Here is a 25,667-nt window from a genome sequence, read left to right as displayed (position 1 = left end):
GTAAATACGTATTTGTATCAATTGCGACATATTGCTATTCGCACCAAATTTACATTCTTTACACTTTAGCTTTACGGTTTTTACCTCCTCATTCGTCTATGGGGTTTTACACAGTCAATAAGAATCAATACCATTGCGATCCTTTCGCTCTCAGGTATCGCCCCCATGCTGCTGCATATTCCCGGCTTGTTTTCCCGTGAAGAGGTGTTGCGCATTCGTGAGGCGTTGGAGCAGGCGGATTGGGCGGACGGCAAGATCACAGCCGGCTACCAATCGGCCAAGGCCAAGCACAATCTGCAGTTGCCGGAAGGCCATCCGCTAGCGAAGGAAATCGGTGCGGCAATGCTGGAGAGACTGTGGAAAAATCCGCTGTTCATGTCGGCGGCGTTACCGCATAAGGTGTTTCCGCCGCTGCTCAATTGCTATACAGCGGGTGGCAGTTTCGACTTTCATATCGACAACGCAGTGCGCCAGCCCAAGGGCAACCCGGAGCGAGTGCGCACCGATTTGTCGTCGACCCTGTTCTTCAGCGACCCCGATGAATACGACGGCGGTGAGCTGGAGATCCAGGACACGTTCGGCACCCGCCAGGTGAAACTGCCGGCCGGCGACATGGTCCTGTACCCGGGCACCAGCCTGCACAAAGTCAACGCCGTCACTCGCGGTACGCGCTACGCCTCGTTCTTCTGGACTCAAAGCCTGGTGCGCGAAGACAGCCAGCGCGCGTTACTGTTCGAGATGGACGGCGCGATTCAGCAACTGACCCAGGACATGCCCGATCATCCGTCGCTGATTCGCCTCACCGGCACTTATCACAACTTGTTGCGCCGCTGGGTCGAGGTGTAAGCCGTGGACTTTCATTTGCGTCGCGAGGAAATCCTGGATGGGGATCGGCTCAAGGCCATGCTCGAAGAAAGCCCGTCCCGCGCGGCTCAAGCGATTCTGATCGCGGCGAAAGAAGGCATTCTCGATGCCCAGGCCTTACTCGGACAGATTCTTCTCGAAGGGCAGGGCATTGCAAAGGATCCGGTGTTGGCCTTGCGCTGGTTCGAAATCGCCGCCAACGGCGGGCACCTGATGGCGCGCAACATGCTCGGGCGTTGTCACGAACATGGCTGGGGTTGCGTGGCAAACCCCACCGGCGCTGCGCAACAATACCGTCTGGCCGCCGAGGCGGGGCTGGATTGGGGGTTGTACAATTACGCCAACCTGCTCGCTACCGGGCGCGGTGTGGTCGAAGATCATGGGAAAGCACTTGCGTGCTATCAACGCGCCGCCGAACTTGGGCATGCGAAATCAATGAACTTGCTGGGGCGTTATCTGGAAGAAGGACGGTTTTGTCCTGCTGACTCGATAGCTGCTTTTGAGTGGTATCGGCGCTCCGCCGAGGGCGGGGATTTCCGCGGGCAGTTTAGTCATGCCGGTGTGTTGGCTGATCGGGGGCAGATTGAAGAGGCGTTGGTCTGGCTGCGCAAGGCGTTGGCGGGCGGTAATCTGAATTTCTTGTGGGTAAGCAGCCAAGCGCTGTGGCAGGCTGCTCATCCCGATATCCAGGCATTGGCGCAGACCTATCAGCAACGCGCAGCGCAGTTGCTGATGGAGAACACCTGCGCCAGGCGCAGGTGATGCCGTCCCAGCCTTGCCCATAAGGGGAGCGAGAGGAGAGCGCTGCTCGCTTCTTCGCTCGCTCCAACATGATTTTTAAACGCTCAACTGGATTGAACCTTCCACGTCTCTAACATGTTTAGCTGCGCCATTCCTGGCGGAGAGTATTCAAAAGTTTGCTGAATGCTTTTGACTGTTCAATGAATGTTTTGACAATAGGACCCCATTCGTCAGAAGCGCCATAAGTGTTAATTTCCAAGAACTTATTTAAGGCGTCAGCAAGGGTGTTTATTTCTTGAGTGTAGATGTCTCTCGGCGTGCCTACGGTCTGCGCTTCCATTAATTGATCTTTGCGTTCCTGAGACTCTTTAATGCTTTTGTTTATTCTACCCAGATTGTTGCGGCGATCATCTAGCCGTGTGTGCACCTGTTTCCTTGCAGTGATCAGTTTGTCATATTTAATGGCGTCGCTGGCCAGACCCAAAAGCTTGCCAGTGACGGCAATTCCTGCCTTGATAAGCTCAACTTGAGGCGCGGACAAATTTAGTCCCGCGAGTGCATCGGCGCTGAGCAGCAGATCTTTGATCAGGGCGAAGGTGTCAGTCGATTCAAGGATCTTGATTGCCTCGTTCAAGGCGGTTTCATCTTTCACTAACAGCTCGATAGCCTTTTCTTCGCCGGGAAGTTTCGAGGAAATAGTTTCAATGGTTTTTTCAAGCTCTTTGATTCTATATTGGTTGTCGCTGAGCGTGACCGATTTCAAATTTGTCAGGCTGTTGTTTAGTTCGGTGGAATATTTCAGTGTACTGGACAAGCTATTGTCAATCAACGATTTAATTTCGGCGTAGTAACTGAGCAGCGCCTCTTTCTGTTCTTCTGTCGGATCGCCGACTTGCAGCGTTTGAATGATGCTGTAATATTGATTTATTTCACTGGTTTGCAAGGCTGTTGGTACTAAGGTCAACGCTCTGAGTGCTTTGGAATCGGTTGTGTCGACTTCTATTTGTAGACCTTTAAGCTCTTCAGCGAGGACGGGTAAATAAAAACTGCTCAGGGTGCGAATTTTATAGTTGAGTTCTGTCCTGCTTTTCTGGATTTTGCTCATGTCAGGCACAGGGTATTGGAATGAAGTGTCGATAGTGTGTACGGTCATGGTGATCTCGATTTTATAAGATGATTGCTTGATTTAAAGAGGCAACGATGATGCTGTGTGTTTTTCAGGTGCTAACGTTCACTGGAAACATTGTTAAATGCAGTCAATAAATCACCTGCCTGTTTTTTTATAGTGACCCAGTTTTCCATCATCGTGTTAAGTCTGGAAACGAACGACACCAGGTACATGGCGTTGGTGATGCCGTCGAGCTTTTTGCTGGATGAGTCGACGTAGGCCTGGATAAGCTCCCACAGGCTTTCGAGGCTCGACGAACCGCCAGCAGCACCTTCAACTCGAACTTGCAGGTCCTGTAGGTTGGTTTCGAATGTTCGCAATGAGCTGAGCAGGGCATTGGTTGTTGCAATCCTTTTTTCAATGTCGCGCTTCTCGTGGGTCAATTGCTCTAGCTCATTTCGTGCTTGCTGGACTTTGCTACCGAAAATCGAAGACGTGACGGCGAAACCAACCAGCCCGCCGAATAATCCCCACCATTTGCTGTCGGAGTAATGCTCGATCTCCGCGTTTTTTTCGTTGATTCGTCGATTGATTAAATCGAGCTTTTCGTTGAACTCAATAATGCTCGAGTTGAAATCATGGCTGGCGCAGAGGGCGATTTTTACGCCCAATGCTGGTTTTATAATGTTGGTGATGCCATGTTTGAATATGGTTATTTTCGTTTTTACATCTTGAGTACTTTGGCTGTGGTCAGAGATAACAGTTTTCAATTCGCTAACCAGTTCCAATAGGGCCGGGATTTTTTGTTTCTCTTCTCTCGTCAAGAGTATTTCCGGTAGGTTGTCGATTTCTTCGGGGGGCAGGTTGCCGATTTTCCCCACTCCACTGAGATAACTGGGCAGGCTCTTCAGGTAGTCAATGATTGATTTACTGCTGTTGGTGAAATTGTCGGCAAAGACATGAAGGTCAGAACCAACGGTTTTCATGTTGGATTCAAGTGCTGACCAGGTTCCAGCATGATCTTTCATCGTTTTATACAGAATTTGTATGTCTGCTGACTTAAGTCCTGCGATATTTAATTGGTCGTACTTGAATATTTGTTCGATTTCCTTAAGTTCGGTAGGGAGTTCGAGCCCTGATTTGATATAGCGTTTTATTTTCCTGATATCGTCATTGGTGACCAATAATCCTTGTTCACGCTCGACTCCGGGGAGGCTTCCGGAGACGGCCTTGAAGTAATCGGATATCAGTAAATTGAAGTTTGCGGAGGTAACGTTTAGAACTTGATGGATTAACATAAAAATCCTTTTTATGTTTATTTTTGTGGGGTGATAATATTTTTGTGTTTTGCACGTACAAAAAATAGCGGTGATTGTGAATAAAGTTAAGTGCTGAAAGTTTTCAATATGTTTCGAGTGGTCGATTTTAAATAGTGCAGAATTAAGAAGGGTGTCTATCTGGAGGGTGTGCTATGTTTTTGTTTTATGGCATTTGGCGTTTTAATAAAATAACTTTGTAGGGTTCTATTGGGTTGGGCGTAGGTCGAGCTTAGCGTTCAGTTCCAATAAACTGCGGCCTTATATCAACCTATGGAAGTGGGTCAAGGCGATTGTGTGGGCTATCACCAGAAACGAAAAAAGGCCCGTGAAAACTCACGGGCCTTTTCGGTACAACGAGCGAGGACTTACAGGTAGTACGACTTCAACGGCGGAAAGCCATTGAACTCAACAGCGCTGTAGCTGGTGGTGTAGGCGCCAGTGGACAGCCAGTACAGGCGATCGCCGATGGCCAGGTTCAGTGGCAGGCCGTACTTGTAGTTCTCGTACATGATGTCGGCGCTGTCGCAGGTGGGGCCGGCGATGACCACTTCTTCCATCTCGCCTTTTTTCTCGGTCCAGATCGGGAACTTGATGGCTTCGTCCATGGTTTCGATCAGGCCGGAGAATTTGCCCACATCAGTGTAGACCCAGCGCTCGACGGCGGTGCGCGATTTACGCGCGACCAGTACCACTTCGCTGACCAGAATGCCGGCGTTGGCGATCAACGAACGACCTGGCTCAAGGATGATTTCCGGCAGGTCATCACCGAAGTCTTCCTTGAGGAAACGGATGATTTCTTCAGCGTAGGTTTCCAGGCTGTTGGTGCGGGTGATGTAGTTGGCCGGGAAGCCGCCGCCCATGTTGATCAGCTTGAGGTGGATACCGTCTTCTTCTTTCAAACGCTCGAAGATCACTTTGACCTTGGCGATCGCCGCGTCCCAAACGCTGATGTCGCGTTGCTGAGAGCCGACGTGGAAGGAGATGCCGTAAGGCACCAGGCCCAGGTCGCGAGCAAGGATCAGCAGGTCCATAGCCATGTCGGTCTGGCAGCCGAATTTGCGCGACAACGGCCAGTCAGCCGTGGTCGAGCCTTCAGTCAGGATGCGGACATAGACTTTCGAACCTGGCGCGGCCTTGGCGATGTTGCGCAGGTCGGCTTCGGAGTCGGTGGAGTACAGGCGCACGCCCTTCTCGTAGAAGTAGCGGATGTCCTTGGATTTCTTGATGGTGTTGCCGTAGCTGATGCGATCCGGGCTGACGCCCTGGTTCAGTACTTTGTCCAGTTCGTAGATCGACGCGATGTCGAAGCTCGAGCCTTTGTCGCGCAGCAGGTTGATGATTTCAACGGCCGGGTTGGCCTTGACGGCGTAATACACTTTGGCGAATTCAAAGCCTGCACGCAGGTCGTCGTAGGCTTTGCTGATCATCGCGGTGTCGATGACCACGAAAGGGGTTTCTTGCTTGTCAGCGAACGCCTTCATTTTTTCGAAGGTTTCGCGCGCGTAATAGTCTTCGACCTGGATCGACATGCTGGGAACTCCTACTGGCAAACTGAAATTATCAATGGGTGCAAATGAACGTCCTCCGTATCCCCACTTTGGTTCGCCTACTTCCCAAGGCATGTCCGCCGAAAGCAAAAAAGGTCAACCGTGCAGAGCGCTACGGGTGACCTTGCTGTCTCGTCGTCAGTACTTGAGCCGGATGGATCGTTTCCAGCATGGACGTTCGGCGCGAACTTTAGGACGTGAGAGGCTTGAGATCAACAAAAAATGTCGCGTTTTTGCACACGTCCGTCGCGTGGCCTCGGACAGCTACTGATGTAACCGACCTGCATGACAGTGTGATGTTCCCGTAGGAGGGGTATTTGAGGTGTTTCAGTGGAGGTTTGTGGTGCCTCCAATCGCGAGCAGGCTCGCTCCCACAGTAGATTTGTGTTGCTGCACATATTGCATGCAGACCACAGATCAAATGTGGGAGCGAGCCTGCTCGCGATAGCGTCAGTCAGGCCGCCGCTGTCTCGGCCGGAGAAACAATACTGGTCTTGCCCCCACGAGACTTGCCGGAACTCAGGTACTCGGCAATCGACTCCTGCGTCACCTCACCAAGGAACACCCGCTCGGCATCCATCACCGGTAACCACGAACGGTTGAACTCGTACATCCGCGACAACAGGATGCGCAAATGCTCGTCGTAGGCTGCGGTGGCGTTGAATTCGCGCAGGTACTGCACACAGGCGCCGGTCTGGCGGTGCAGGTCGCGGCGACGCACGTAACCCAGGGCTTTGTTATCGGCGCAGGTGACCACCACGTAACGACGGTCCAGTTCGTCCATCAACTCCAGCGCCTCGGCTACCGGAGTTTCCGGGCTCACCGACGGCGCGTTGTCCGCCGCGTCTTCGGCTTTGACCAACAGCAGGCGTTTTAGGGTGCTGTCCTGGCCGACGAAGTTGCTGACGAAGTCATCTGCCGGATGCGCCAGCAGGGTGTCCGGATGATCGATCTGAATCAGTTTGCCGCCACGGAAGATCGCAATCTTGTCGCCGAGTTTGATCGCTTCGTCAATGTCGTGGCTGACCATGATCACGGTCTTGCCCAGCGCCCGCTGCATTTCGAAGAACTCGTTCTGGATCATTTCGCGGTTGATCGGGTCGACCGCGCCAAACGGTTCGTCCATCAACAACAGCGGAGCGTCGGCCGCTAAAGCGCGAATCACGCCAATTCGTTGCTGCTGACCGCCGGACAATTCACGCGGGTAGCGGCTCAGGTACTGCTTGGGTTCGAGCTTGATCATGCTCATCAGCTCGCGGGCGCGGTCGTGGCATTTCTGTTTGTCCCAACCGAGCAGGCGCGGAACGATGGTGATGTTCTCCTCGATGGTCATGTTCGGGAACAGACCAATCTGCTGGATCACATAGCCGATGTTGCGGCGCAGCGTCACAGCGTCGAGGTCGGTGGTGTCTTCACCGTTGATCAGGATTTTGCCCGACGTCGGTTTGATCAGGCGGTTGATCATCTTCAGCGTGGTGCTTTTGCCGCAACCCGATGGCCCGAGGAACACACAGATTTCGCCTTCATTGACGGTCAGGTTTACCGAGTCCACGGCTTTCACATCTTTGCCGTTGCTTTGGAAGGTCTTGCTGAGGTTTTGAAGTTCGATCATTTGAGCAGTCCAGGTAGGGGGTGTTCACCGCAAATGACAGCTCCAACCCGTAGGGCCGTGCCCCACAAAGCGCAATCCGTCGTTGCTCGTCGTTCATTTGAAGAAACCAAACTTCTCTCCTCGCGCCTAGTCTTGCGCTTTGTGGGGCGACGGCGCGCCCGTCATTTGCGGTGAACACCCCCTACTCGTCAGCGTGCGTTGCAGCCATTGCAAAAGCAGGTCGGCGAAGATGGCCAGGAGACTGACCAGCACGGTGCCGACGATCAGCATCGACATGTCACTGCGGCTGATTGAAGCGAGAATAAGTACACCCAGGCCACCGGCGCCGATGGTCGCGGCAATGGTCATGACACCAATGTTCATCACCACGGCAGTACGGACACCGGCGAGAATCACCGGCACCGCGATGGGCAGCTCGACCATGCGCAAGCGCTGGCCGAAGGTCATACCGATGCCGCGAGCGGCTTCGCGGATGCCCGGATCGACGCCGGTCAGCGCCAGGTAGGTGTTACGCATGATCGGCAGCAGGGAATAGAGAAACACTGCAGTAATAGCCGGCATCGGCCCCAGGCCCTGACCGAACCTGGAGTAGAACGGCAACAGCAGGCCGAACAGCGCGATCGACGGGATGGTCAGCAGGACCGTGGCACTGGCTTGCAAGGGACCGGCAAGCGACGGGAAACGCGTCATCAAAATGCCCAACGGCACGCCGACCAGAATCGCCAGGGTTACCGCGATGCCAACCAGGGTGATGTGCTGCCAGGTCAGGTGCAGAACCAATGGCCAGTCGAGATGGGAAAAGGCGTTTAGAAATTCCATGTCTTTTCCTCCGGTTTACTTGATAGGGGGCAGTGGATGCTGGCGCAGAAAATCTGCAGCAACGGCCGAAGGGCTTTCGTGATCGACATCGACCCGTGCGTTCAGTTGGCGCATGGATTGATCGTCGAACAGCTCGGCCAGGGGTTTGAGTTCCTCGGCCAGTTTCGGATGAGCGTCGAGGTACGCCTTACGAATGACCGGCGCGGCGGTGTAGTCGGGGAAGTAGTGCTTGTCGTCTTCAAGCAGCTTGAGCTTGAACGCGTTCAGTCGACCGTCGGTGGTATAGACCAGCCCGGCGAACACCTGGCCATTGCGCAGTGCGGTGTAAACCAGCCCGGCATCCATTTGGCGGATGTTCTTGCGGGTCAGGTTCATGCCGTACAGCTTGACCATACCTCCCAGACCGTCGGAACGGTTGGCAAACTCGGTGTCCAGCGCTACCAGATGATTCTGCTTCACCTCAGCCTGCATCACCGTGTTCAGCTCGCTGATGGTGTTGATCTGCGGGTATTCCTTTGCGGTGGTTTCCGGTAGGGCTAGGGCGTAGGTGTTGCTGAACCTCGACGGCGTGAGCCAGATCAGGCCTTTTTTTGCATCGAGTTCTTTGACTCGGGCGTAGGACTGTTCGCTGTCGAGTTTTTCGGTGACGTGGTTGTAAGCCACCAGCGACACGCCGGTGTATTCCCACATCAAGTCCAGCTGCCCGCTTTCGTGGGCGCTGCGGGCCAGATTGCTACCCAGACCACCGGTCACGCGGGCGTCATAGCCTTTGCTGCTCAGGTATTGGGAGGTGATTTCGGCGAGCAGAGTTTGCTCGGTGAACACCCGGGCACCGATGCGGATGACCGGTTTGTCGGCGGCTTGGGCGATTCCTGCGAACAGCAGGATGCAGCCCAGTATCAAGCTTAGTTTTTTCATGTGAGTTCCTTTGCTCAACCTGACGTTAAGTAGGTTGCAGACCGCGTTCCAGCCAGACGCGGCTGGCGAGTGTCACCAGACCGTCGAGCAGTAACGCCAACAGGGCGGTGCAGGCCGCGCCGAGGATCAGTTGCGGCTGATTGTTCAGGGCAATGCCGGGGAAAATCAGGCTGCCCAGACTGTTGGCGCCGATCAGGAATGCCAGCGGTGCGGTACCGACGTTGATCGCCAGCGCCACGCGCACACCACCGATGATGATCGGCACGGCGTTCGGCAACTCCACTCGCCAGAGCACCTGACGCGGTGTCATGCCGATGCCGACGGCGGCTTCTTTGAGTGAGCCCTGAACGTTTTTCAGGCCTTCGTAGGTATTGCGCACGATGGGCAACAGAGAGGCGAGGAACAAAGCGAAGATTGCCGGACCGCTGCCGATCCCGAGAATCCCCAGGGCGATGGCCAGTACGGCGAGAGGTGGAACGGTGTTGCCGATGTTGAAGATCTGCATGAAGCGTTCGGCGCGAGCGACCATGTTCGGTCGGCTGAGCAGGATACCGGCGGGGATGCCCACGACGAGGGTGGCTAGCATGGAAGCGAGGACAAGAATCAGATGAGCTTGCAGGTAAAACAACAAATCGTCGCGGTAGTGTTCGATCGTGTCGATGCCGATCCAGTGGACCAGCAGGGCCAGGAGGGCGATGACAACCGCGCACCCCATTAGCCCTTTGCCATAGCGAATAGCCACAGGCGGACTCCTTTATTTCAGTCGGCGAACACTTTCTCGTGTGGCTATGCCATTCCTGGCTGCCGAAAGGTGTTCGCGAAAAGCAGCTCGCAGATGCCGGCAAAGCGGCATGAGTCGAGCCATAAGCGCAGCCCCGTCAGGCTAACTTGCTGATATTTCAGCCCCTGGTACGAGTGCAGTAACAGGGGAGTGGACGTCTGCACCTTTTAAAAGGTTCCATATTTAGCAGCATTTAGCCACCCCGCATCTCGTTTTGCCCCTGTAGCAGCTGCCGAGCCTCGCAGGCTCGGCAGCTGCTACAGGGCGAACGGTGGTCCGTGGCACCGTGTTTACGCTATACTCGCCGCCCTTTTTTGAATCACCTGCCAGGCGATTTCCCATGACCAAACAGGCCGCCGAAGTCGCGAAACGCCGCACTTTCGCCATTATTTCCCACCCCGATGCGGGTAAGACCACCATCACCGAGAAACTCTTGCTGATGGGCAAGGCCATTGCTATTGCCGGTACGGTGAAATCCCGAAAGTCGGACCGTCATGCCACCTCCGACTGGATGGAAATGGAAAAACAGCGTGGTATTTCCATTACCACGTCGGTCATGCAGTTCCCGTATCGCGATCACATGATCAACCTGCTCGATACCCCGGGCCACGAAGACTTCTCGGAAGACACCTACCGCACCCTGACCGCGGTCGACTCGGCGCTGATGGTGCTCGACGGCGGTAAAGGCGTCGAACCGCGGACCATCGCTCTGATGGACGTCTGCCGTTTGCGTGACACACCGATTGTCAGCTTCATCAACAAACTCGACCGGGACATCCGTGACCCGATCGAACTGCTCGACGAGATCGAGGCAGTCCTGAAGATCAAAGCTGCACCGATCACCTGGCCGATCGGTTGCTACCGCGACTTCAAAGGTGTGTACCACCTCGCCGACGACTACATCATTGTCTACACCGCTGGCCACGGCCACGAGCGCACCGATGTGAAAATCATCGAGAAGCTCGACTCCGATGAAGCCCGCGCACACCTGGGTGATGAATACGACCGTTTCGTCGATCAACTGGAACTGGTGCAGGGCGCTTGCCACGAATTCAATCAACAGGAATTCCTCGACGGCCAACTGACTCCAGTGTTTTTCGGAACCGCGCTGGGCAACTTCGGCGTCGATCACGTGCTCGATGCCGTAGTCAACTGGGCACCCAAGCCGCTGGCCCGTGTCGCCAACGAGCGCACGGTGGAGCCGGATGAAGAAAAATTCACCGGTTTCGTGTTCAAGATCCAGGCGAACATGGACCCTAAACACCGCGACCGGATTGCCTTTATGCGTATCTGCTCCGGCAGGTACGACAAGGGCATGAAAATGCGCCACGTACGGACCGGCAAAGACGTGCGGATCGGCGATGCGCTGACGTTCTTCTCCTCCGAGCGTGAGCAGCTGGAAGAAGCCTTTGCCGGCGATATCATCGGTTTGCACAACCACGGCACGATCCAGATCGGCGACACCTTCACCGAAGGCGAAGCGTTAGGTTTCACCGGGATCCCGCACTTCGCTCCGGAACTGTTCCGTCGCGTGCGCCTGAAGGATCCGCTCAAGTCCAAGCAACTTCGCCAAGGCCTGCAACAGCTGGCCGAAGAAGGCGCGACTCAGGTGTTCTTCCCGACACGCAGCAACGACATCATCCTCGGCGCCGTCGGTGTGCTGCAGTTCGATGTGGTCGCCAGTCGTTTGAAAGAGGAATACAAGGTCGAATGCGCTTACGAGCCGATCACCGTGTGGTCCGCTCGCTGGATCGATTGCAGCGATAAGAAGAAGCTTGAAGAGTTCAGCGTCAAGGCTGTGGAAAACCTCGCGGTCGACGGTGGCGGTCACCTGACCTACCTGGCCCCGACCCGGGTCAACCTGGCACTGATGGAAGAGCGCTGGCCGGACGTGAAATTCCGCGCGACCCGTGAGCATCACTAAGGGTTAGCGAAGCAGCACAACACAGGCGAAGCTCATTGGGCTTCGCCTTTTTTATTGACGATCTTTTGATCTTAGGGATAGTCGAAATAGATCTAACGAAGCCCTCAATGGAGGACTAGGTTCAGACAGATGCATGGTCGCTAAAAACACGACCGGGCACTCCGTGATTCACCTACGAAAGGATGGAATCGGCTATGAAAATCTTTCAACGCATTGTGTTGCTGATCAAAGTGCTGGTCATGCTTTCGCTGGGCACTTCAGCGGCGTGGGCCAGTTATCCGGCGCAGGGTCACGGCGCGGGCTTCTCGACGGGCATGGCGGGAAGTGGATTTCATGCGGTCTACGCAGATGACTCCAACCCTAGCGGCCAAGACGAAGGCAAGGGCGGTACCGAGGGCGATGATGATCCAAATCCCGATGACGAGGGTGACAGTCAGGGTTGATCTGCTTGGACTCAGGTAAAAGAAAACCCCTCCTGCTGGACTGATGCGCAATCCGGCAGGAGGGGTTGGTTAACGCGTGAAAGACGCTTTTGAGCAACTCTCGGGAGCGTTTTTGCCCTGTTTAAACGACGAATTGCTCGGCGTAGTGGCAGGCTACCTGGCGGTTGTCGAGTAAACGCAGGGCCGGCTCCTCAGTGCTGCACCGCTCGGTCGCGTACGGGCAGCGCTTGTGGAAAGCACAGCCGGACGGTGGATTGAGTGGGTTAGGCAGTTCGCCGACGATCTTGATTTTCGGCTTGGTCGGATCCGGATGGATCGTCGGTGTGGCCGACAATAGCGCCTGGGTGTACGGGTGCAGAGGACGGGTGTAGATGTCTTCTTTAGGGCCCATTTCCACCGGACGGCCGAGGTACATCACCAACACCTGATCGGCGACGTGGCGCACCACCGACAGGTTGTGGGAGATGAACACGTAGGCGGTGTTGAACTCTTGCTGCAGGTCCATGAACAGGTTCAGCACCTGTGCCTGGATCGACACGTCCAGCGCCGAGGTCGGTTCGTCCGCGACCAGCACTTTCGGTTGCAGCATCATCGCGCGGGCGAGGGCGATCCGTTGGCGCTGACCGCCGGAGAACATGTGCGGGTAACGCTGATAATGCTCTGGGCGCAAACCCACTTGCTTCATCATCGCCTGCACTTTCTCGCGACGCTCTGCAGCAGACAACGTAGTGTTGATCAGCAACGGTTCAGCGAGCTGATCGCCGATTTTCTGCCGTGGATTCAACGAAGCGTAGGGGCTTTGGAACACCATCTGCACGTCTTTGCGCAGTTGCTTGCGTTCGGCCTTGTTGGCGCCGGTCACTTCCTGGCCGGCGATTTTCAGCGAACCGGAGGAGGGCTCTTCGATCAGCGTCAGGGCACGGGCCAGGGTCGACTTGCCGCAACCCGACTCACCTACAACGGCAAGGGTCTTGCCGGCTTCCAGTTCGAACGACACGCCGTTGAGGGCGCGAACCAGTGCGGTGCCTTTGAACAGGCCACGGGACACTTCATAGTGACGGGTAAGGTCGCGGGCGGTGAGAACGACGCTCATTACGCCACCTCCTGATTCAAGGGGTAGAAGCAGCGGGCGAGGCTGTGGGCTTTAGGGTCGAGGCCCGGGCGTTGCTGGCGGCATTTGTCTTGCACATACGGGCAGCGCGGCGATAACAGGCAACCTTGCGGACGGTCATAGCGACCGGGAACGATGCCTGGTAATGTCGCCAGACGCTCGGCACCCAGGCTGTGTTCCGGAATCGCTGCCAGCAGTGCTTCGCTGTACGGGTGCGCTGGCACGTCGAACAGACCGGGCACTTGCCCGACTTCCACGGCTTGGCCCGCATACATTACGCACACCCGTTGCGCGGTTTCGGCAACCACTGCCAGGTCGTGAGTGATCAGCACCAAGCCCATGTTCTGCTCTTGTTGCAGGTTGAGCAGCAGCTCCATGATCTGCGCCTGAATGGTCACGTCCAGGGCGGTGGTCGGTTCATCGGCGATCAGCAGTTTCGGCTCACCGGCAATTGCCATGGCAATTGCCACGCGCTGGCTCATACCGCCGGACAGTTGATGCGGATAAGCATCCATACGGCTCGCGGCACCCGGGATTTCGACTTTTTCCAGCAGTTCGATGGCGCGCTTGCGGGCAGCCTTACTGGACAGTTTGAGGTGCAGACGTAGCACTTCTTCGATCTGAAAACCCACGGTGTAGCTCGGGTTCAGCGCGGTCATCGGGTCCTGGAAAACCATCGCCAGGTCTTTACCGACAATGCGTCGGCGCTGGCGCGCGCTGAGTTTGAGCATGTCCTGGCCGTCGAAGATGAGGGAATCAGCGGTGACGATGCCGGGATGCTCGATCAGCCCCATCAGCGCCATCATGGTCACGGACTTGCCGGAACCTGATTCGCCAACGATGGCCAGTACTTCGCCCTTGTCCACGGAAAGGTCGAGACCGTCGACCACCGGTACGGCATTGGCGTCGCCAAAGCGGACATTGAGATTCTTGATTTCTAGCAGTGACATGGGAATCTCCTCAGGCGGCATTCTTGAGTTTCGGGTCCAGCGCATCGCGCAGACCGTCGCCCATCAGGTTGATTGCCAGCACGCTGAGCAAAATGGTCAAACCAGGCAGGCTCACCACCCACCAGGCGCGTTCGATGTAGTCGCGAGCCGAGGCCAGCATGGTGCCCCACTCAGGGGTTGGCGGTTGTACGCCAAGGCCGAGGAAGCCCAGGGCGGCGGCATCGAGAATCGCCGAGGAGAAGCTCAAGGTCGCCTGAACGATCAACGGCGCCATGCAGTTAGGCAGCACGGTGATGAACATCAGGCGTGGCAGACCGGCACCGGCCAGGCGCGCGGCGGTGACGTAGTCGCGGTTCAGTTCGCCCATCACCGCAGCGCGAGTCAGACGGACATAGGACGGCAACGAAACCACGGCAATGGCGATGACGGTGTTGATCAGGCCAGGGCCGAGGATGGCGACAATCGCCACAGCCAGCAGCAAGGACGGCAGGGCCAGCATGATGTCCATCAGACGCATGATGGTCGGGCCGAGCAGGCGCGGGAAGAACCCGGCGAACAGACCCAGCATGATGCCGGGGATCAACGACATGACCACCGACGACAAACCGATCAGCAGCGACAGGCGTGAACCGGTGATCAGCCGTGACAGCAGGTCACGCCCCAGCTCATCGGTGCCGAGCAGGAATTGCAGTTGCCCGCCTTCCAGCCAGGCCGGCGGAGTCAGCAGGAAGTCGCGGAATTGCTCACTCGGGTTATGCGGTGCGACCCAAGGGGCGAACAGCGCGCAAAACACCACGATGATCATGAACAGCAGTCCGGCAACAGCGCCTTTGTTCTTCGAGAAGGCTTGCCAGAACTCTTTGTACGGCGATGGATAAAGCAGGCTTTGATCGACTGCTACTGAGGTAGTTAGAGTGCTCATTAGTATGATCTCAGCGCTGGTGACGGATGCGTGGGTTGGCAAAGCCGTAGAGGATGTCCACCACGAAATTGACCATAATCACCAGGCAGGCGATTAACAGGATGCCGTTTTGCACCACCGGATAGTCCCGGGCGCCAATGGCTTCAATCAGCCATTTGCCGATACCGGGCCAGGAGAAAATGGTTTCGGTCAGAACCGCACCGGCCAACAGAGTGCCGACTTGCAGGCCGACCACGGTCAGCACCGGAATCAAGGCGTTACGCAGGCCGTGAACAAACACCACACGCGCCGGCGACAGGCCTTTGGCCCGGGCGGTACGAATGTAGTCTTCACGCAGCACTTCGAGCATCGAGGAACGGGTCATCCGGGCGATCACCGCCAGTGGGATGGTACCGAGCACGATAGCCGGCAGAATCAGGTGATGCAGGGCGTCGAAGAAGGCGCCGGTGTCATCGGCCAGCAGGGTGTCGATCAGCATGAAGCCGGTTCGGGGCTCAATGTCGTAAAGCAGGTCGATCCGCCCGGAGACTGGCGTCCAGCCCAGGGATACCGAAAAGAACATGATCAGGACCAGGCCCCACCAGAAGATCGGCATCGAGTATCCCGCCAGGGAGATGCCCATCACCCCATGGTCGAACAGGGATCCTCGCTTCAGGGCAGCGATCACCCCGGCCAGTAGCCCGAGGACGCCGGCGAACAGCAGGGCGGCCATGGACAGTTCCAGGGTCGCGGGAAACAGCGAGGTGAACTCGGTCCATACGCTGGTGCGGGTGCGCAGGGATTCACCCAGGTCGCCGTGGGCGAGTTTGCCGACGTAGTCCAGATACTGGGCATACAGTGGTTTGTTCAGACCAAGGCGTTCCATTGCCTGGGCATGCATCTCAGGGTCGACCCGACGTTCGCCCATCATCACTTCCACGGGGTCGCCGGGGATCATGCGAATCAACGCGAAAGTCAGCAAGGTGATGCCGAAGAAGGTGGGGATCAATAACCCCACGCGGCGGGCAATAAAACTAAACATCTTCTGGTGTACCTCATCAGCCGGTTAGGCGTGCCCGGCATCATCGGGATAAACGATGCCGGGAGTTTCTTATCTACTTCACTTGGGTGGTAGCGAAGTTATTAGTGGTGAGGGGGCTAATGTGATAACCCTCTACGTTCTTGCGCATTGCGGTGAACATTTTCGGGTAGGCCATGGGGATCCATGGTTGGTCCTGATCGAACGTCACCAAAGCTTTTTCATAAAGCGCCGCACGTTCTGTCGGTTCAGTGCCCGCGCGGGCCTTGTCGATCAAGTTCTGAAACTCTTTGTTACACCAACGGGCGTAGTTTTCGCCGTTTTTCGCTGCATCGCAACTCAGGTTCGGGGTCAGGAAGTTATCCGGGTCACCGTTGTCGCCTGCCCAGCCGGCCGAGACCATGTCATGTTCGCCATTCTTGGCGCGTTTGAGCATTTCGCCCCACTCCATGACGCGGATGTCGAGCTTGATGCCGACCCTTGCCAGGTCCGACTGCATCATCTGTGCGCCGAGCAGCGGGTTGGGGTTGGTCGGGCCGCCGCCGTTGCGGGTGAACAGGGTGAGGACTGTCCCTTCAGCCACACCGGCCTCCTTGAGCAGCGCACGGGCCTTGTCCAGGTCGCGAGGCGGGTTTTTCAATGTGTCGTTGAAGCCTAGCAGGGTTGGCGGATAAGGACCGGTGCCGACAACGGCATTGCCCTTGCCATACAGGCTGTTGACGTAGGCTTCCTTGTCGAAAGCGATATTGATCGCCTGCCGGACTCGCACGTCGCTCATGTATTTACGGGTGGTATTCATGGCGGTGTAGCTAGTGGTCATGGCCGCCAGTTCGTCGACCTTCAGGTTTGGGTCGGCCTTGATGCTCGGGATGTCATCCGGTTTTGGATACAGCGCGATCTGACACTCGTTGGCCTTGAGCTTCTGCAACCGTACGTTGTTGTCGGTGGCGATGGCCAGGATCAGGGTGTCGGCCGGTGGTTTGCCACGGAAGTAATCCGGGTTGGCCTTGAAGCGCACCTGGGCGTCTTTGGCGTAGCGCGTAAAGATGAATGGGCCGGTGCCGATGGGTTTGCTGTTCAGGTCGTTGGTCTTGCCGGCCTTGAGCAACTGGTCAGCGTATTCGGCCGGGAAAATCGAGGAGAAGGCCATGGCCAGGTCGGCCAGGAACGGTGCTTCGCGACGGGTCAGGGTGAATACAACAGTGTGGTCGTCGATTTTCTCGACGCTTTTCAGCAGTTCTTTGAAACCCATGCTTTCGAAATATGGGAAGCCCACGCTGGACTTGTCATGCCACGGGTGCTTTGGGTCCAGCTGACGCTGGAAACTCCAGACCACGTCGTCGGCATTCATGTCACGGGTCGGCGTGAAGTAATCAGTGGTATGGAACTTGATCCCGGGTCGTAGGTGGAAGGTGTAGCTCAGCCCATCCGGGCTGATTTCCCAAGACTCGGCAAGTGCGGGTATCACTTCGGTGGTACCTGGTTTGAAGTCCACCAGACGATTGAAGATGGTTTCGGCCACCGCATCGCCTGTGACTGCAGTCGTGTACTGGACCATATCGAAGCCTTCGGGGCTGGCTTCGGTGCAGACCACCAAGGGCTTGGCCGAAATACCGACAGCGATACTCAACAGCGCGGTGGCGATGGCGACTTGTAAGGGGAGCATCTTCATAAGGAACCCTCTGCTATCAATTGAACAGACTAGCTTGAAGGGCTGATTCGTCATGAATCAGCCCTTCAACTGGCGCTTTAGAGAATGTTGAATGGAATGGTGGTGACCAGACGGAATTCGTTGATGTTGCCGTCACCCTGGTTCTCGCTGGCGCGGTGCGTGGTGTAGGTGGCACGAATGGCGGTGGCTTTCAGCGGGCCACTCTGTACGGCGTAGGAAGTACCAATGCCGTATTCATAGTGGTGCTCGCCATCCAGGCTCTTCACGTCATAGGCCGTGCCGGTGTAGTGAGTACCGTCGATGCCCCAGCCGCGGGCCTGGTAGATGTTGAACTTCAGGCCAGGCACGCCGTATTCAGCCATGTTGAGGCCGTAGGCAATCTGGAAGGACTTCTCGTTCGGGCCGTTAAAGTCCGACAGCAGGGAGTTGGCCAGGTAGATGCCGTTGGTTTCGTGCAGGTAGTCGAAGTACTCGTCACCGGCAATTTGCTGGAACGAGAAGGTCAGGCTGTGGGCCTGGTGGGTCAGGCCGAACGACAGGGAGTAGGCGTCGTTGTCGATTTCACCCATTTTCTTTTTGCCGGTGTCGACGGTCTTGTAGTAGTTCAGGCCGGAAGTCAGGCTCAGCACCGAGCTGTCGCCCAGTTCATGAACTGCACCGAAGTAGTACTGATTCCAGAAGTCTTCGACATTCGAGGCGTACAGGCTGGTCTTCAGGCTTTTGAACGGCTGATAGTTGAGACCTGCGATGTTTACATGGTCGGATTCAACATCAATGTTTGAATATTCAGAGCGGAATTTCGCCAGGCTTTGCTCGGTTCGTGGAGACACACGGTCGAAAGTGCCAATGTCGAAAGACAGGTTATTGAACTCTTCGCTGTGGATGCTCACGCCTTCGAAACTTGAAGGCAGAGGACGGTTGCCGATGACATCGACAATCGGTGAGCTGAAGTTCTGGCGACCGGCGGTCAGGGTGGTGTTGGAAACACGTGCCTTGACGTTCGCCAGACCGAGCTTGCTCCATTGATCTACCGGATCACCGCTGCTGTCAGTCAGCGTACGGTTGCTCCCGCTAGCGCCGCCGTTGCCAGCAGCAACGTCGTGGCGGCTGCCATCCAGAGCAATCGCGTTGTAGGCCGCGACCTCAGTACTGAAACCTACAGTGCCTTGGGTAAAGCCCGAGGTGTAATTGAGGATCGTGCCTTGAACCCAGTTGATACGACGTGGGGTCGTGGTGAGCGCGCCGTCTTTTTGATATTTGAAGCGGTCGTCACGACGCTTCAACTCGTTGGCATACCAGTTACGAGTAGTCCCCGACAGGCTTTGCCCTTCGATAAACCCCTTGGTGTCGGCCTGTGCGCTGGTGCTGTTCAGCTGGGTTGGGAAAAAGTCCTGGCTTGCGCTTTCTGCATGGGCGGTAGCCGTAATGCTGCTGATGGCCAAGGCTAATAGCGCGGTGCTGCTCAGTTTCATGGGTGAAGCTCCTTTCTTTCTTTTTTTAGATGCCGGTTATTGATAGTCCGGCTATTGGTTTTTAACTCAAACAAAGCATCGCAAACGTTTGCTGATGGCCAATTCGCCGAATTCAGGCTGCACGCTTGCGGGAGAGCGGCATTCGCTCTCCTGAATTTGATTACGTGTTTATGGCGTGATGCCGACACCCGAAAAGACGCTACGGCCGAAGGGGTTGACCTTGAAACCTTCGACTTTGGCGTTCAACGGCTGGTTGACCGTTGAGTGGGCGATAGGTGTGATCGGTCCTTGCTGCTTGAGCAGCAAGGCGGATAAAACCAAGGTATGGCGCATGACGCTCCCTCTCTCTAATTAGTGTCTTGATCAGCGGGCAATCGTCCCGTCCGTGGGGCGTGCGGGTATCACTGATCCCAAACCATCGCGTGCAGCAGTGCCGGCCAAAATCGCAGAACTGCCATGCCTCGACGGTATGAGTCGCAGGCTAGGCAGTAAATGCGTGAGACCTGAAGGGCGCGTAGCAAAAGGCAATACGTCCTAAAGCCAATGCTGTAGTACGCAGTGGTTTTGGATGTAAGCGAATTCTGCGGTCCTGGCAGGTAAAGCAACGGCGACGTCAGAGACGCCGCCGTTACCAGACCTTATTTGCTGACGCTGACGCCGTAGAAGGAGTTCAAGCCAAATGGGCTGATCTTGAAATCCTGCACGGACGTGCGCATGGGTTGAAACACCGTCGAGTGTGCGATAGGTGTCATCGGGACTTGGTCTTTGAGGAGGTGTTGCGCCTGCTTGTACAGTTCGGTGCGCTTAGCCTGGTCAGGGGTTGCTTTGGCGGTTTTGACCAACTTGTCGAAGTCGGCGTTGCACCATTTGGAGAAGTTGTTGCCGTTCAGGGCATCACAACCAAACAGAGTGCCGAGCCAGTTGTCCGGATCACCATTGTCGCCGCTCCAGCCAATCAGCATCGCGCCGTTTTCGCCGCCTTTGGAACGCTTGATGTACTCGCCCCATTCGTAGGTGACGATCTTGGCTTTGATACCGACTTTGCCCCAATCGGACTGCAGCATCTCGGCCATCAACTTGGCGTTCGGGTTGTACGGACGTTGAACCGGCATCGCCCACAGGGTGATCTCGGTGCCTTCCTTGATCCCGGCTTCCTTGAGCAGCTCGCGGGCTTTCTCAGGGTTGTACGGCTGATCCTTGATGGTGGTGTCGTAGGACCATTGGGTTGGTGGCATGGCGTTGACGGCCAGTTGACCAGCACCTTGGTACACGGAGTCGATGATCTGCTGCTTGTTCACCGCCATGTCCAGCGCCTGACGCACTTTGAGCTGGGACATAGGGTTTGGCTGGTCGCTGCCCTTGATCTTGTCCATCACGTTGTAGGCGATGTAACCAAGGTTGAAGCCTGCCTGATCCGGCATCTTCAGGTCTTTGTCTTCTTTCAACGCCTTCAGATCGGCTGGACGTGGGAACAGAGTGATCTGGCACTCGTTCTTCTTCAGCTTCTGCATGCGCACCGACGGGTCGGTGGTGATGGCGAAAATCAGGTTGTCGATCTTGACGTCTTCAGGCTTCCAGTAGTCCTTGTTACCCGTGAACCGGATGTTGGAGTCTTTCTGGTAGCTCTTGAACACGAACGGGCCAGTGCCGATAGGCTTCTGGTTGATGTCCTGGGCCTTGCCTTCCTTGAGCAGCTTGTCGGCGTACTCGGCGGATTCGATGGAGGCGAAGCTCATGGCCATGTTCTGGATGAACGCCGCATCAACGGTTTTCAGGGTGAACTTGACGGTGTGGTCGTCGATCTTCTCGATCTTGGTGATGTTGGTGTCCATCCCCATGTCGGTGAAGTACGGGAATTCGGTCGGGTACGCTTTGCGGAACGGCATGTCCTTGTCAATCATGCGATTGAAAGTGAACAGCACGTCGTCGGCGTTGAAATCACGAGTCGGCTTGAAGTACGGCGTGGTGTGGAATTTCACCCCTTCGCGCAAATGGAAGGTGTAAGTCAGCACGTCCGGGGAAATGTCCCAGCTGGTCGCCAGGCCAGGAACAACGGCGGTGCCGCCACGTTCGAACTGGCTGAGGCGGTTGTAGATGGTTTCTGCAGAGGCGTCGAAGTCGGTTCCGGTGGTGTACTGACCAGGATCAAAACCGGCCGGGCTCCCTTCGGAGCAAAACACCAGGTTAGTCGCCGCTTGGGCGAAAGGTGCGCTAGCTAATAAGCCTGCGCCGACTAAAAACGGAATGACCGCGTGTTTAAGCATGGTGGCCTCATGATTTGTTGTCATTTTTGGAATTAGAGGACGACCTCGTGAGTCGACCTGCGGATACTTATGCAGGGCCCATACCCAATGCAAGATCCAGAGCGGCCACAAGCCTCAAACAGTGGCACGAACGTACACGAATGTCGCATATGTATAAAAGCTGGCGCATTTAACCGTTTGCGAGCGGTTTTTTCGGTGCGTTCGACGCACCGAATGAGGGCGGCCAGAGCGTCTGGCGCACCCGGTTGGAGCGAAGGTGTTACTTATTTATACCCTGTGGGAACGGGCTTGCTCGCGATGGCGGCCTGACAGCCGGCCTATTTTTTGATGGTGTACATATCCATTCCTGCGGTAACGGCTGCTAATGGTTTCGCTCTTACAGCGAGTCACTTTTTCAGACGCCAAAAAGTAACCAAAAGACTTCGCCCCGAGCGTACGGCACCTCGCTACGGCTCGGCGTTCCCTCGCTTCGGTGCCCATCATGGGGCGCCGCAATGCGGCGGAGTCAGCTTCGCTGACAGCGCTTCGCGCCACCCCCCTGATAAACACCTCCACTCGGCCTTCCGAAGGGGCGGGTAGATCAAGATCAAAAGCGAGGCGGCCAACCGGCCGGCCTGTTTGTAGGGTGTACGCGTTCCCCCTGTAGGAGCTGCCGAAGGCTGCGATCTTTTGATCTTCGTTCGCGCAACAACTTCGGTGCCTATGAAACAGCCAAGATCGCGGCCTTCGGCAGCTCCTACAGAAAACACTGTCGGCTGAGGCTGCGTGGGAGAAGTTTCTGATGAGTTTTGGCAGTTGCGTTGGGTTTGGGCGGACATCTAATCTTTGGCCGTCGCTGCAGGTCGGCGATCAGGCGTGGGATCTTGAAATCAGTAGGCGCATAGCCTCGCCACCATAACGGCAAGTGACGACTCCATTTAGATTAGGAGCAGATACATGGACAAAATAATTCCAGAGCTAGCCTTCAATAAAACTACCCCCCTTTGCGATGTCCAGAGCGCCGAAGACCTGCTCAAGGACCGTGCCGCGGCGGATCGAGCCCCTGATCACTACTTGGCGCCGCCACTCGACAAGTCCAGACCCCAGACACCCAGCCGGTGAATATCTTCACCGTAGCCTGCGACCTCGACACCGAAATGCTGCTGGCCAACGCCTCCGAGACGCTTGCCAGCGCCAATGCCATCGCCTGCGACCTGGCCTTCGATCTCGAAGACTCGCAGCGCGGCGTGGTGTTGGGGATTTATCAGATGATCAAGTTGAGTAAGTTGTTGGTGGATAAAGCGCTGGATGACGGCGGTACAGTCAACACAAAGGCTGACTGACTCACCGTCGATTCAAGGCATCAACACTTCAATCGCACCATCAGCCGTCATGCTGACCTGGCTGGTGCCGGCTTCGACTTGCGGGGTTACCGGCGCTGAATCCATGCTGGCGGCTTTCATCATCATGGGAGCGCGCATGTACGGTTGCGGATAGCCGTTGCTGTTGAGGTTCAGGTTGACGATTTTGTAACCCTTGCCGCCCAGCGCTTCTGTGGCCAGTTGCGCGCGGGCCTTGAAGGCCCCGACGGCTTCTTTGAGCAACGCATCTTCGCTGGCCTTGCGGGTCGGATTGGCGATGGCGAAATCCATGCCGCCCATTTTCAGATCCGTCAGCAATTCGCCGGTCAATTTCGACAGAGCGGCAAAGTCCGAGCTTTCCAGGCGCAGTTCGGCACGTTCGCGCCAGCCGGTGATTTTCTGGCCCTTGGTGTCGTAGATCGGGTAGCTGTTGCGACTGCCCTGACGCAAGGTCACTTCCTTGACCTGTTTGGCCTGGGCGAGCGCCTTGTTCATGGTGGTGCTGATGTCAGCGGCGAGTTTGGCCGGGTCGGCGTTCTGCTCTTCGCTGTAGAGGGTCACGATCATCAGGTCGCGGGCCACTTCCTGGCTGACTTCGGCGCGCAGGGAAATCTGGTTGTAATGAAGTTCATCGGCGGCCAGCGTTGGCAGGCTGGCGAGGGTGCCAGCGCTGAGAGCGAGAAGGGCGGCGCTGCGACTGAATGTATGCATGAAAACTCCTTGAGTGCGATCCGCAGGGATTAGGGTCCGAACCTGCGTGAAACCATCAGACTGTAGCTTTTATTGTCCGGTTCACCCGGTTACAACTTCTATACATGTGAAACCGAGGTGACTGCTTCGCGGGCAAGCCCGCTCCCACAAGAACCCCACAAACCAGTGGGAGCGGGCTTGCCCGCGAAGGCGGCATCACATTCACCACAGACCTCATCGCCATGTGGCCGTTTGCCGCAGTTTGCCTGTGCAGGGCGCTGCTTGGTTATACTCGTCGCGATCCGCCTGGAGCGCTCATCAGGAGAGCTCATGCTCGCCCCCGTTCAACTACTTTCCGCCACTCGCCAGAACCTTTGGCGTCTGACCTTCATCCGCACTTTGGTACTGGCCGCCCAAGCCGGTTCGGTGGGGCTCGCCTACTGGTTCGATCTGCTGCCCCTGCCTTGGTTTCAACTGGCGGCGACCCTCGGTTGCTCGATGTTGCTGTGTGCTTTCACTGCCATTCGCCTGCGTACCACGTGGCCGGTGACGGAGCTGGAATACGCCGTGCAGCTGGCCTGCGACCTGTTTATCCACAGTGCCTTGCTGTATTTCTCCGGTGGTTCGACCAACCCCTTCGTTTCCTATTACCTGGTGCCGCTGACCATCGCCGCAGTGACCTTGCCATGGCGCTATTCAGTGATCCTTTCCGGCATCGCTCTGGCGATGTACACCTTGCTGCTGGCGCAGTTCTACCCGCTGGAGACCTTCCCGATCGCCCGGGAAAAGATGCAGATCTACGGCATGTGGTTGAGCTTTGCCCTCGCCGCGGCGGTGATCACCTTTTTTGCGGCGAGGATGGCCGAGGAACTGCGTCGTCAGGAAGAGTTGCGGGCGATCCGCCGTGAAGAAGGCCTGCGCGATCAGCAACTGCTGGCCGTGGCCACTCAAGCCGCTGGTGCCGCCCATGAGCTGGGCACACCGCTGGCGACCATGAGTGTACTGCTCAAGGAGATGCGCCAGGACCATCACGACCCGCTGCTGCAGGACGATTTGAGCGTGCTCCAGGACCAGGTCAAGCTGTGCAAAGAGACCTTGCAGCAATTGGTCCGCGCCGCCGAAGCCAATCGCCGTTTGGCGGTGGACATGCAGGACGTCACCGATTGGCTTGACGAAGCGTTGAACCGCTGGCACCTGATGCGACCGGAGGCCAGTTATCGCCTCCAGCGCCTGGGCCAGGGCGCGGTGCCGCGTCTGGCGCCGCCGCCGGACCTGACCCAGGCCTTGCTCAATCTGTTGAACAACGCCGCCGATGCCTGTCCCGAAGGCCTGGAAGTGCATCTGGACTGGGATGCCGAAAACCTCACCATCAGTATTCGTGACCACGGCGCCGGTGTGCCGTTGGCAATTGCCGAGCAGATCGGCAAGCCATTTTTTACCACCAAGGGCAAAGGCTTCGGCCTGGGCCTGTTTTTGAGCAAGGCCAGCGTGACACGCGCCGGTGGCTCAGTGAAACTCTACAGTCATGAGGAAGGCGGTACGCTCACCGAGCTGCGCCTGCCCCGTGTCGCCCGAGGAGACGAACATGAGTGACGAGATCCAAGTCGAAGGCGAAGAACTGCCGCATTTATTGCTGGTAGACGACGACGCTACCTTTACCCGCGTCATGGCACGCGCCATGAGCCGCCGCGGTTTTCGCGTAAGCACCGCAGGTTCCGCTGAAGAGGGCCTGACCATCGCCCAGCAGGACATTCCGGACTACGCGGCGCTGGATCTGAAAATGGACGGCGATTCGGGATTGGTGCTGCTGCCCAAGCTGCTCGAGCTCGACCCGGAAATGCGTGTGCTGATCCTGACCGGCTATTCGAGCATCGCCACTGCCGTCGAGGCCATCAAGCGCGGCGCCTGCAATTACCTGTGCAAACCGGCGGACGCCGATGACGTGCTGGCCGCGCTGCTTTCCGAGCATGCCGACCTCGACACTCTGGTGCCGGAAAACCCGATGTCGGTGGATCGCCTGCAATGGGAACACATCCAGCGCGTGCTGACCGAGCACGAAGGCAACATCTCCGCCACTGCGCGCGCCTTGGGTATGCACCGTCGCACCCTGCAGCGCAAACTGCAGAAGCGTCCCGTTCGCCGCTGAACGGGC

General features: G+C 56.7%; 24 protein-coding genes. 8 read left to right on the top strand and 16 right to left on the bottom strand.

Going from position 1 to position 25,667, the window contains the following annotated elements; genetic code table 11:
- The first annotated feature begins 165 nt into the window (after nt 1-165).
- Entirely contained in the window at nt 166-846 is a 681-nt protein-coding gene (locus ACZYSM_RS02850; RefSeq protein ID WP_489068668.1) for a Fe2+-dependent dioxygenase, read from the top strand.
- Between the two features lie 3 nt (nt 847-849).
- Nucleotides 850-1,626 carry a tetratricopeptide repeat protein gene (locus ACZYSM_RS02845; protein WP_489068666.1) on the top strand — a complete coding sequence of 259 codons (777 nt, stop codon included), beginning with the start codon at nt 850-852 and terminating at the stop codon, nt 1,624-1,626.
- Nucleotides 1,627-1,744: 118 nt separating this feature from the next.
- Here ACZYSM_RS02845 and ACZYSM_RS02840 read toward each other — a convergent pair whose 3' ends face one another.
- The 7 genes from ACZYSM_RS02840 to ACZYSM_RS02810 form a co-directional block, all read right to left on the bottom strand.
- Nucleotides 1,745-2,758 carry an alpha-xenorhabdolysin family binary toxin subunit B gene (locus ACZYSM_RS02840; RefSeq protein ID WP_489068664.1) on the bottom strand — a complete coding sequence of 338 codons (1,014 nt, stop codon included), beginning with the start codon at nt 2,756-2,758 and terminating at the stop codon, nt 1,745-1,747.
- Between the two features lie 71 nt (nt 2,759-2,829).
- Nucleotides 2,830-4,011: an alpha-xenorhabdolysin family binary toxin subunit A gene (locus ACZYSM_RS02835; protein WP_489068662.1), complete on the bottom strand. Its 1,182-nt coding sequence runs from the start codon at nt 4,009-4,011 to the stop codon at nt 2,830-2,832.
- Nucleotides 4,012-4,397: 386 nt separating this feature from the next.
- Nucleotides 4,398-5,561 carry a type III PLP-dependent enzyme gene (locus ACZYSM_RS02830; RefSeq protein WP_489068660.1) on the bottom strand — a complete coding sequence of 388 codons (1,164 nt, stop codon included), beginning with the start codon at nt 5,559-5,561 and terminating at the stop codon, nt 4,398-4,400.
- A gap of 472 nt (nt 5,562-6,033) precedes the next feature.
- Entirely contained in the window at nt 6,034-7,191 is a 1,158-nt protein-coding gene (locus ACZYSM_RS02825; protein WP_489068658.1) for an osmoprotectant ABC transporter ATP-binding protein OsmV, read from the bottom strand.
- A gap of 126 nt (nt 7,192-7,317) precedes the next feature.
- On the bottom strand, nt 7,318-8,010 hold the full coding sequence (locus ACZYSM_RS02820) for an ABC transporter permease (RefSeq protein WP_489068656.1): 693 nt from the start codon (nt 8,008-8,010) through the stop codon (nt 7,318-7,320).
- A gap of 15 nt (nt 8,011-8,025) precedes the next feature.
- The gene (locus tag ACZYSM_RS02815) at nt 8,026-8,928 is read right to left on the bottom strand and encodes a glycine betaine ABC transporter substrate-binding protein (protein WP_489068655.1); all 903 of its coding nucleotides are present in this window, start codon (nt 8,926-8,928) and stop codon (nt 8,026-8,028) included.
- Between the two features lie 25 nt (nt 8,929-8,953).
- Nucleotides 8,954-9,643 (bottom strand): ABC transporter permease, encoded by a 690-nt coding sequence (locus ACZYSM_RS02810; RefSeq protein ID WP_489068902.1) that lies wholly within the window; start codon nt 9,641-9,643, stop codon nt 8,954-8,956.
- Nucleotides 9,644-10,049: 406 nt separating this feature from the next.
- Here ACZYSM_RS02810 and ACZYSM_RS02805 point away from each other — a divergent pair, with 406 nt between their 5' ends.
- Together ACZYSM_RS02805 and ACZYSM_RS02800 are read left to right on the top strand one after the other, a co-directional pair.
- On the top strand, nt 10,050-11,633 hold the full coding sequence (locus ACZYSM_RS02805; RefSeq protein ID WP_489068653.1) for a peptide chain release factor 3: 1,584 nt from the start codon (nt 10,050-10,052) through the stop codon (nt 11,631-11,633).
- 194 nt (nt 11,634-11,827) lie between these two features.
- Nucleotides 11,828-12,076 carry a hypothetical protein gene (locus tag ACZYSM_RS02800; protein WP_489068651.1) on the top strand — a complete coding sequence of 83 codons (249 nt, stop codon included), beginning with the start codon at nt 11,828-11,830 and terminating at the stop codon, nt 12,074-12,076.
- A 121-nt stretch (nt 12,077-12,197) separates the two neighbouring features.
- Here ACZYSM_RS02800 and ACZYSM_RS02795 read toward each other — a convergent pair whose 3' ends face one another.
- From ACZYSM_RS02795 to ACZYSM_RS02760, 8 genes are all read right to left on the bottom strand, one after another.
- Nucleotides 12,198-13,169, bottom strand: a complete 972-nt coding sequence (locus ACZYSM_RS02795) for a peptide ABC transporter ATP-binding protein (RefSeq protein WP_489068649.1) — start codon at nt 13,167-13,169, stop codon at nt 12,198-12,200.
- On the bottom strand, nt 13,169-14,137 hold the full coding sequence (locus ACZYSM_RS02790) for an ABC transporter ATP-binding protein (protein WP_489068648.1): 969 nt from the start codon (nt 14,135-14,137) through the stop codon (nt 13,169-13,171). Before ACZYSM_RS02790 ends, ACZYSM_RS02795 begins: the two co-directional genes overlap by 1 nt.
- 10 nt (nt 14,138-14,147) lie before the next feature.
- Nucleotides 14,148-15,059: an ABC transporter permease subunit gene (locus ACZYSM_RS02785; protein ID WP_489068646.1), complete on the bottom strand. Its 912-nt coding sequence runs from the start codon at nt 15,057-15,059 to the stop codon at nt 14,148-14,150.
- Nucleotides 15,060-15,069: 10 nt separating this feature from the next.
- Nucleotides 15,070-16,080, bottom strand: a complete 1,011-nt coding sequence (locus ACZYSM_RS02780) for an ABC transporter permease subunit (RefSeq protein WP_489068644.1) — start codon at nt 16,078-16,080, stop codon at nt 15,070-15,072.
- A 73-nt stretch (nt 16,081-16,153) separates the two neighbouring features.
- The gene (locus ACZYSM_RS02775; protein ID WP_489068642.1) at nt 16,154-17,749 is read right to left on the bottom strand and encodes an ABC transporter substrate-binding protein; all 1,596 of its coding nucleotides are present in this window, start codon (nt 17,747-17,749) and stop codon (nt 16,154-16,156) included.
- Between the two features lie 77 nt (nt 17,750-17,826).
- Nucleotides 17,827-19,221: an OprD family porin gene (locus tag ACZYSM_RS02770; protein ID WP_489068640.1), complete on the bottom strand. Its 1,395-nt coding sequence runs from the start codon at nt 19,219-19,221 to the stop codon at nt 17,827-17,829.
- A gap of 168 nt (nt 19,222-19,389) precedes the next feature.
- Nucleotides 19,390-19,554 (bottom strand): hypothetical protein, encoded by a 165-nt coding sequence (locus ACZYSM_RS02765; protein WP_489068916.1) that lies wholly within the window; start codon nt 19,552-19,554, stop codon nt 19,390-19,392.
- A gap of 305 nt (nt 19,555-19,859) precedes the next feature.
- A complete protein-coding gene (locus ACZYSM_RS02760; RefSeq protein ID WP_489068638.1) occupies nt 19,860-21,485 on the bottom strand; it encodes an ABC transporter substrate-binding protein in 1,626 nt (541 codons plus the stop codon).
- A gap of 936 nt (nt 21,486-22,421) precedes the next feature.
- Here ACZYSM_RS02760 and ACZYSM_RS02755 point away from each other — a divergent pair.
- Together ACZYSM_RS02755 and ACZYSM_RS02750 are read left to right on the top strand one after the other, a co-directional pair.
- Complete coding sequence (locus tag ACZYSM_RS02755; protein WP_489068636.1) at nt 22,422-22,586, top strand: hypothetical protein; 165 nt, start codon at nt 22,422-22,424, stop codon at nt 22,584-22,586.
- A complete protein-coding gene (locus ACZYSM_RS02750; RefSeq protein ID WP_489068634.1) occupies nt 22,583-22,807 on the top strand; it encodes a DUF6124 family protein in 225 nt (74 codons plus the stop codon). The genes ACZYSM_RS02755 and ACZYSM_RS02750 overlap by 4 nt, the downstream gene beginning before the upstream one ends.
- A 12-nt stretch (nt 22,808-22,819) precedes the next feature.
- Here ACZYSM_RS02750 and ACZYSM_RS02745 read toward each other — a convergent pair whose 3' ends face one another.
- Nucleotides 22,820-23,536 carry an SIMPL domain-containing protein gene (locus ACZYSM_RS02745; RefSeq protein ID WP_489068632.1) on the bottom strand — a complete coding sequence of 239 codons (717 nt, stop codon included), beginning with the start codon at nt 23,534-23,536 and terminating at the stop codon, nt 22,820-22,822.
- Between the two features lie 309 nt (nt 23,537-23,845).
- Between ACZYSM_RS02745 and ACZYSM_RS02740 the strand changes: the two genes are divergently transcribed.
- Nucleotides 23,846-25,108, top strand: a complete 1,263-nt coding sequence (locus tag ACZYSM_RS02740; protein WP_489068630.1) for an ATP-binding protein — start codon at nt 23,846-23,848, stop codon at nt 25,106-25,108.
- Nucleotides 25,101-25,661 (top strand): response regulator transcription factor, encoded by a 561-nt coding sequence (locus ACZYSM_RS02735; protein ID WP_419118086.1) that lies wholly within the window; start codon nt 25,101-25,103, stop codon nt 25,659-25,661. The genes ACZYSM_RS02740 and ACZYSM_RS02735 overlap by 8 nt, the downstream gene beginning before the upstream one ends.
- Nucleotides 25,662-25,667 lie beyond the last annotated feature (6 nt).

Source organism: Pseudomonas sp. F220 (genome assembly GCF_057813935.1).
This window is presented reverse-complemented; position numbering and strand designations above follow the sequence as displayed.

Bases quoted from the DNA above. Each gene is read 5' to 3' on its own strand.
- ACZYSM_RS02850 (WP_489068668.1), top strand. From the start codon at position 166: ATGCTGCTGCATATTCCCGGCTTGTTTTCCCGTGAAGAGGTGTTGCGC.
- ACZYSM_RS02840 (WP_489068664.1), bottom strand. From the start codon at position 2,758: ATGACCGTACACACTATCGACACTTCATTCCAATACCCTGTGCCTGAC.
- ACZYSM_RS02835 (WP_489068662.1), bottom strand. From the start codon at position 4,011: ATGTTAATCCATCAAGTTCTAAACGTTACCTCCGCAAACTTCAATTTA.
- ACZYSM_RS02830 (WP_489068660.1), bottom strand. From the start codon at position 5,561: ATGTCGATCCAGGTCGAAGACTATTACGCGCGCGAAACCTTCGAAAAA.
- ACZYSM_RS02825 (WP_489068658.1), bottom strand. From the start codon at position 7,191: ATGATCGAACTTCAAAACCTCAGCAAGACCTTCCAAAGCAACGGCAAA.
- ACZYSM_RS02820 (WP_489068656.1), bottom strand. From the start codon at position 8,010: ATGGAATTTCTAAACGCCTTTTCCCATCTCGACTGGCCATTGGTTCTG.
- ACZYSM_RS02815 (WP_489068655.1), bottom strand. From the start codon at position 8,928: ATGAAAAAACTAAGCTTGATACTGGGCTGCATCCTGCTGTTCGCAGGA.
- ACZYSM_RS02810 (WP_489068902.1), bottom strand. From the start codon at position 9,643: ATGGGGTGCGCGGTTGTCATCGCCCTCCTGGCCCTGCTGGTCCACTGG.
- ACZYSM_RS02805 (WP_489068653.1), top strand. From the start codon at position 10,050: ATGACCAAACAGGCCGCCGAAGTCGCGAAACGCCGCACTTTCGCCATT.
- ACZYSM_RS02800 (WP_489068651.1), top strand. From the start codon at position 11,828: ATGAAAATCTTTCAACGCATTGTGTTGCTGATCAAAGTGCTGGTCATG.
- ACZYSM_RS02795 (WP_489068649.1), bottom strand. From the start codon at position 13,169: ATGAGCGTCGTTCTCACCGCCCGCGACCTTACCCGTCACTATGAAGTG.
- ACZYSM_RS02790 (WP_489068648.1), bottom strand. From the start codon at position 14,137: ATGTCACTGCTAGAAATCAAGAATCTCAATGTCCGCTTTGGCGACGCC.
- ACZYSM_RS02785 (WP_489068646.1), bottom strand. From the start codon at position 15,059: ATGAGCACTCTAACTACCTCAGTAGCAGTCGATCAAAGCCTGCTTTAT.
- ACZYSM_RS02780 (WP_489068644.1), bottom strand. From the start codon at position 16,080: ATGTTTAGTTTTATTGCCCGCCGCGTGGGGTTATTGATCCCCACCTTC.
- ACZYSM_RS02775 (WP_489068642.1), bottom strand. From the start codon at position 17,749: ATGAAGATGCTCCCCTTACAAGTCGCCATCGCCACCGCGCTGTTGAGT.
- ACZYSM_RS02770 (WP_489068640.1), bottom strand. From the start codon at position 19,221: ATGAAACTGAGCAGCACCGCGCTATTAGCCTTGGCCATCAGCAGCATT.
- ACZYSM_RS02765 (WP_489068916.1), bottom strand. From the start codon at position 19,554: ATGCGCCATACCTTGGTTTTATCCGCCTTGCTGCTCAAGCAGCAAGGA.
- ACZYSM_RS02760 (WP_489068638.1), bottom strand. From the start codon at position 21,485: ATGCTTAAACACGCGGTCATTCCGTTTTTAGTCGGCGCAGGCTTATTA.
- ACZYSM_RS02755 (WP_489068636.1), top strand. From the start codon at position 22,422: ATGGACAAAATAATTCCAGAGCTAGCCTTCAATAAAACTACCCCCCTT.
- ACZYSM_RS02745 (WP_489068632.1), bottom strand. From the start codon at position 23,536: ATGCATACATTCAGTCGCAGCGCCGCCCTTCTCGCTCTCAGCGCTGGC.
- ACZYSM_RS02740 (WP_489068630.1), top strand. From the start codon at position 23,846: ATGCTCGCCCCCGTTCAACTACTTTCCGCCACTCGCCAGAACCTTTGG.
- ACZYSM_RS02735 (WP_419118086.1), top strand. From the start codon at position 25,101: ATGAGTGACGAGATCCAAGTCGAAGGCGAAGAACTGCCGCATTTATTG.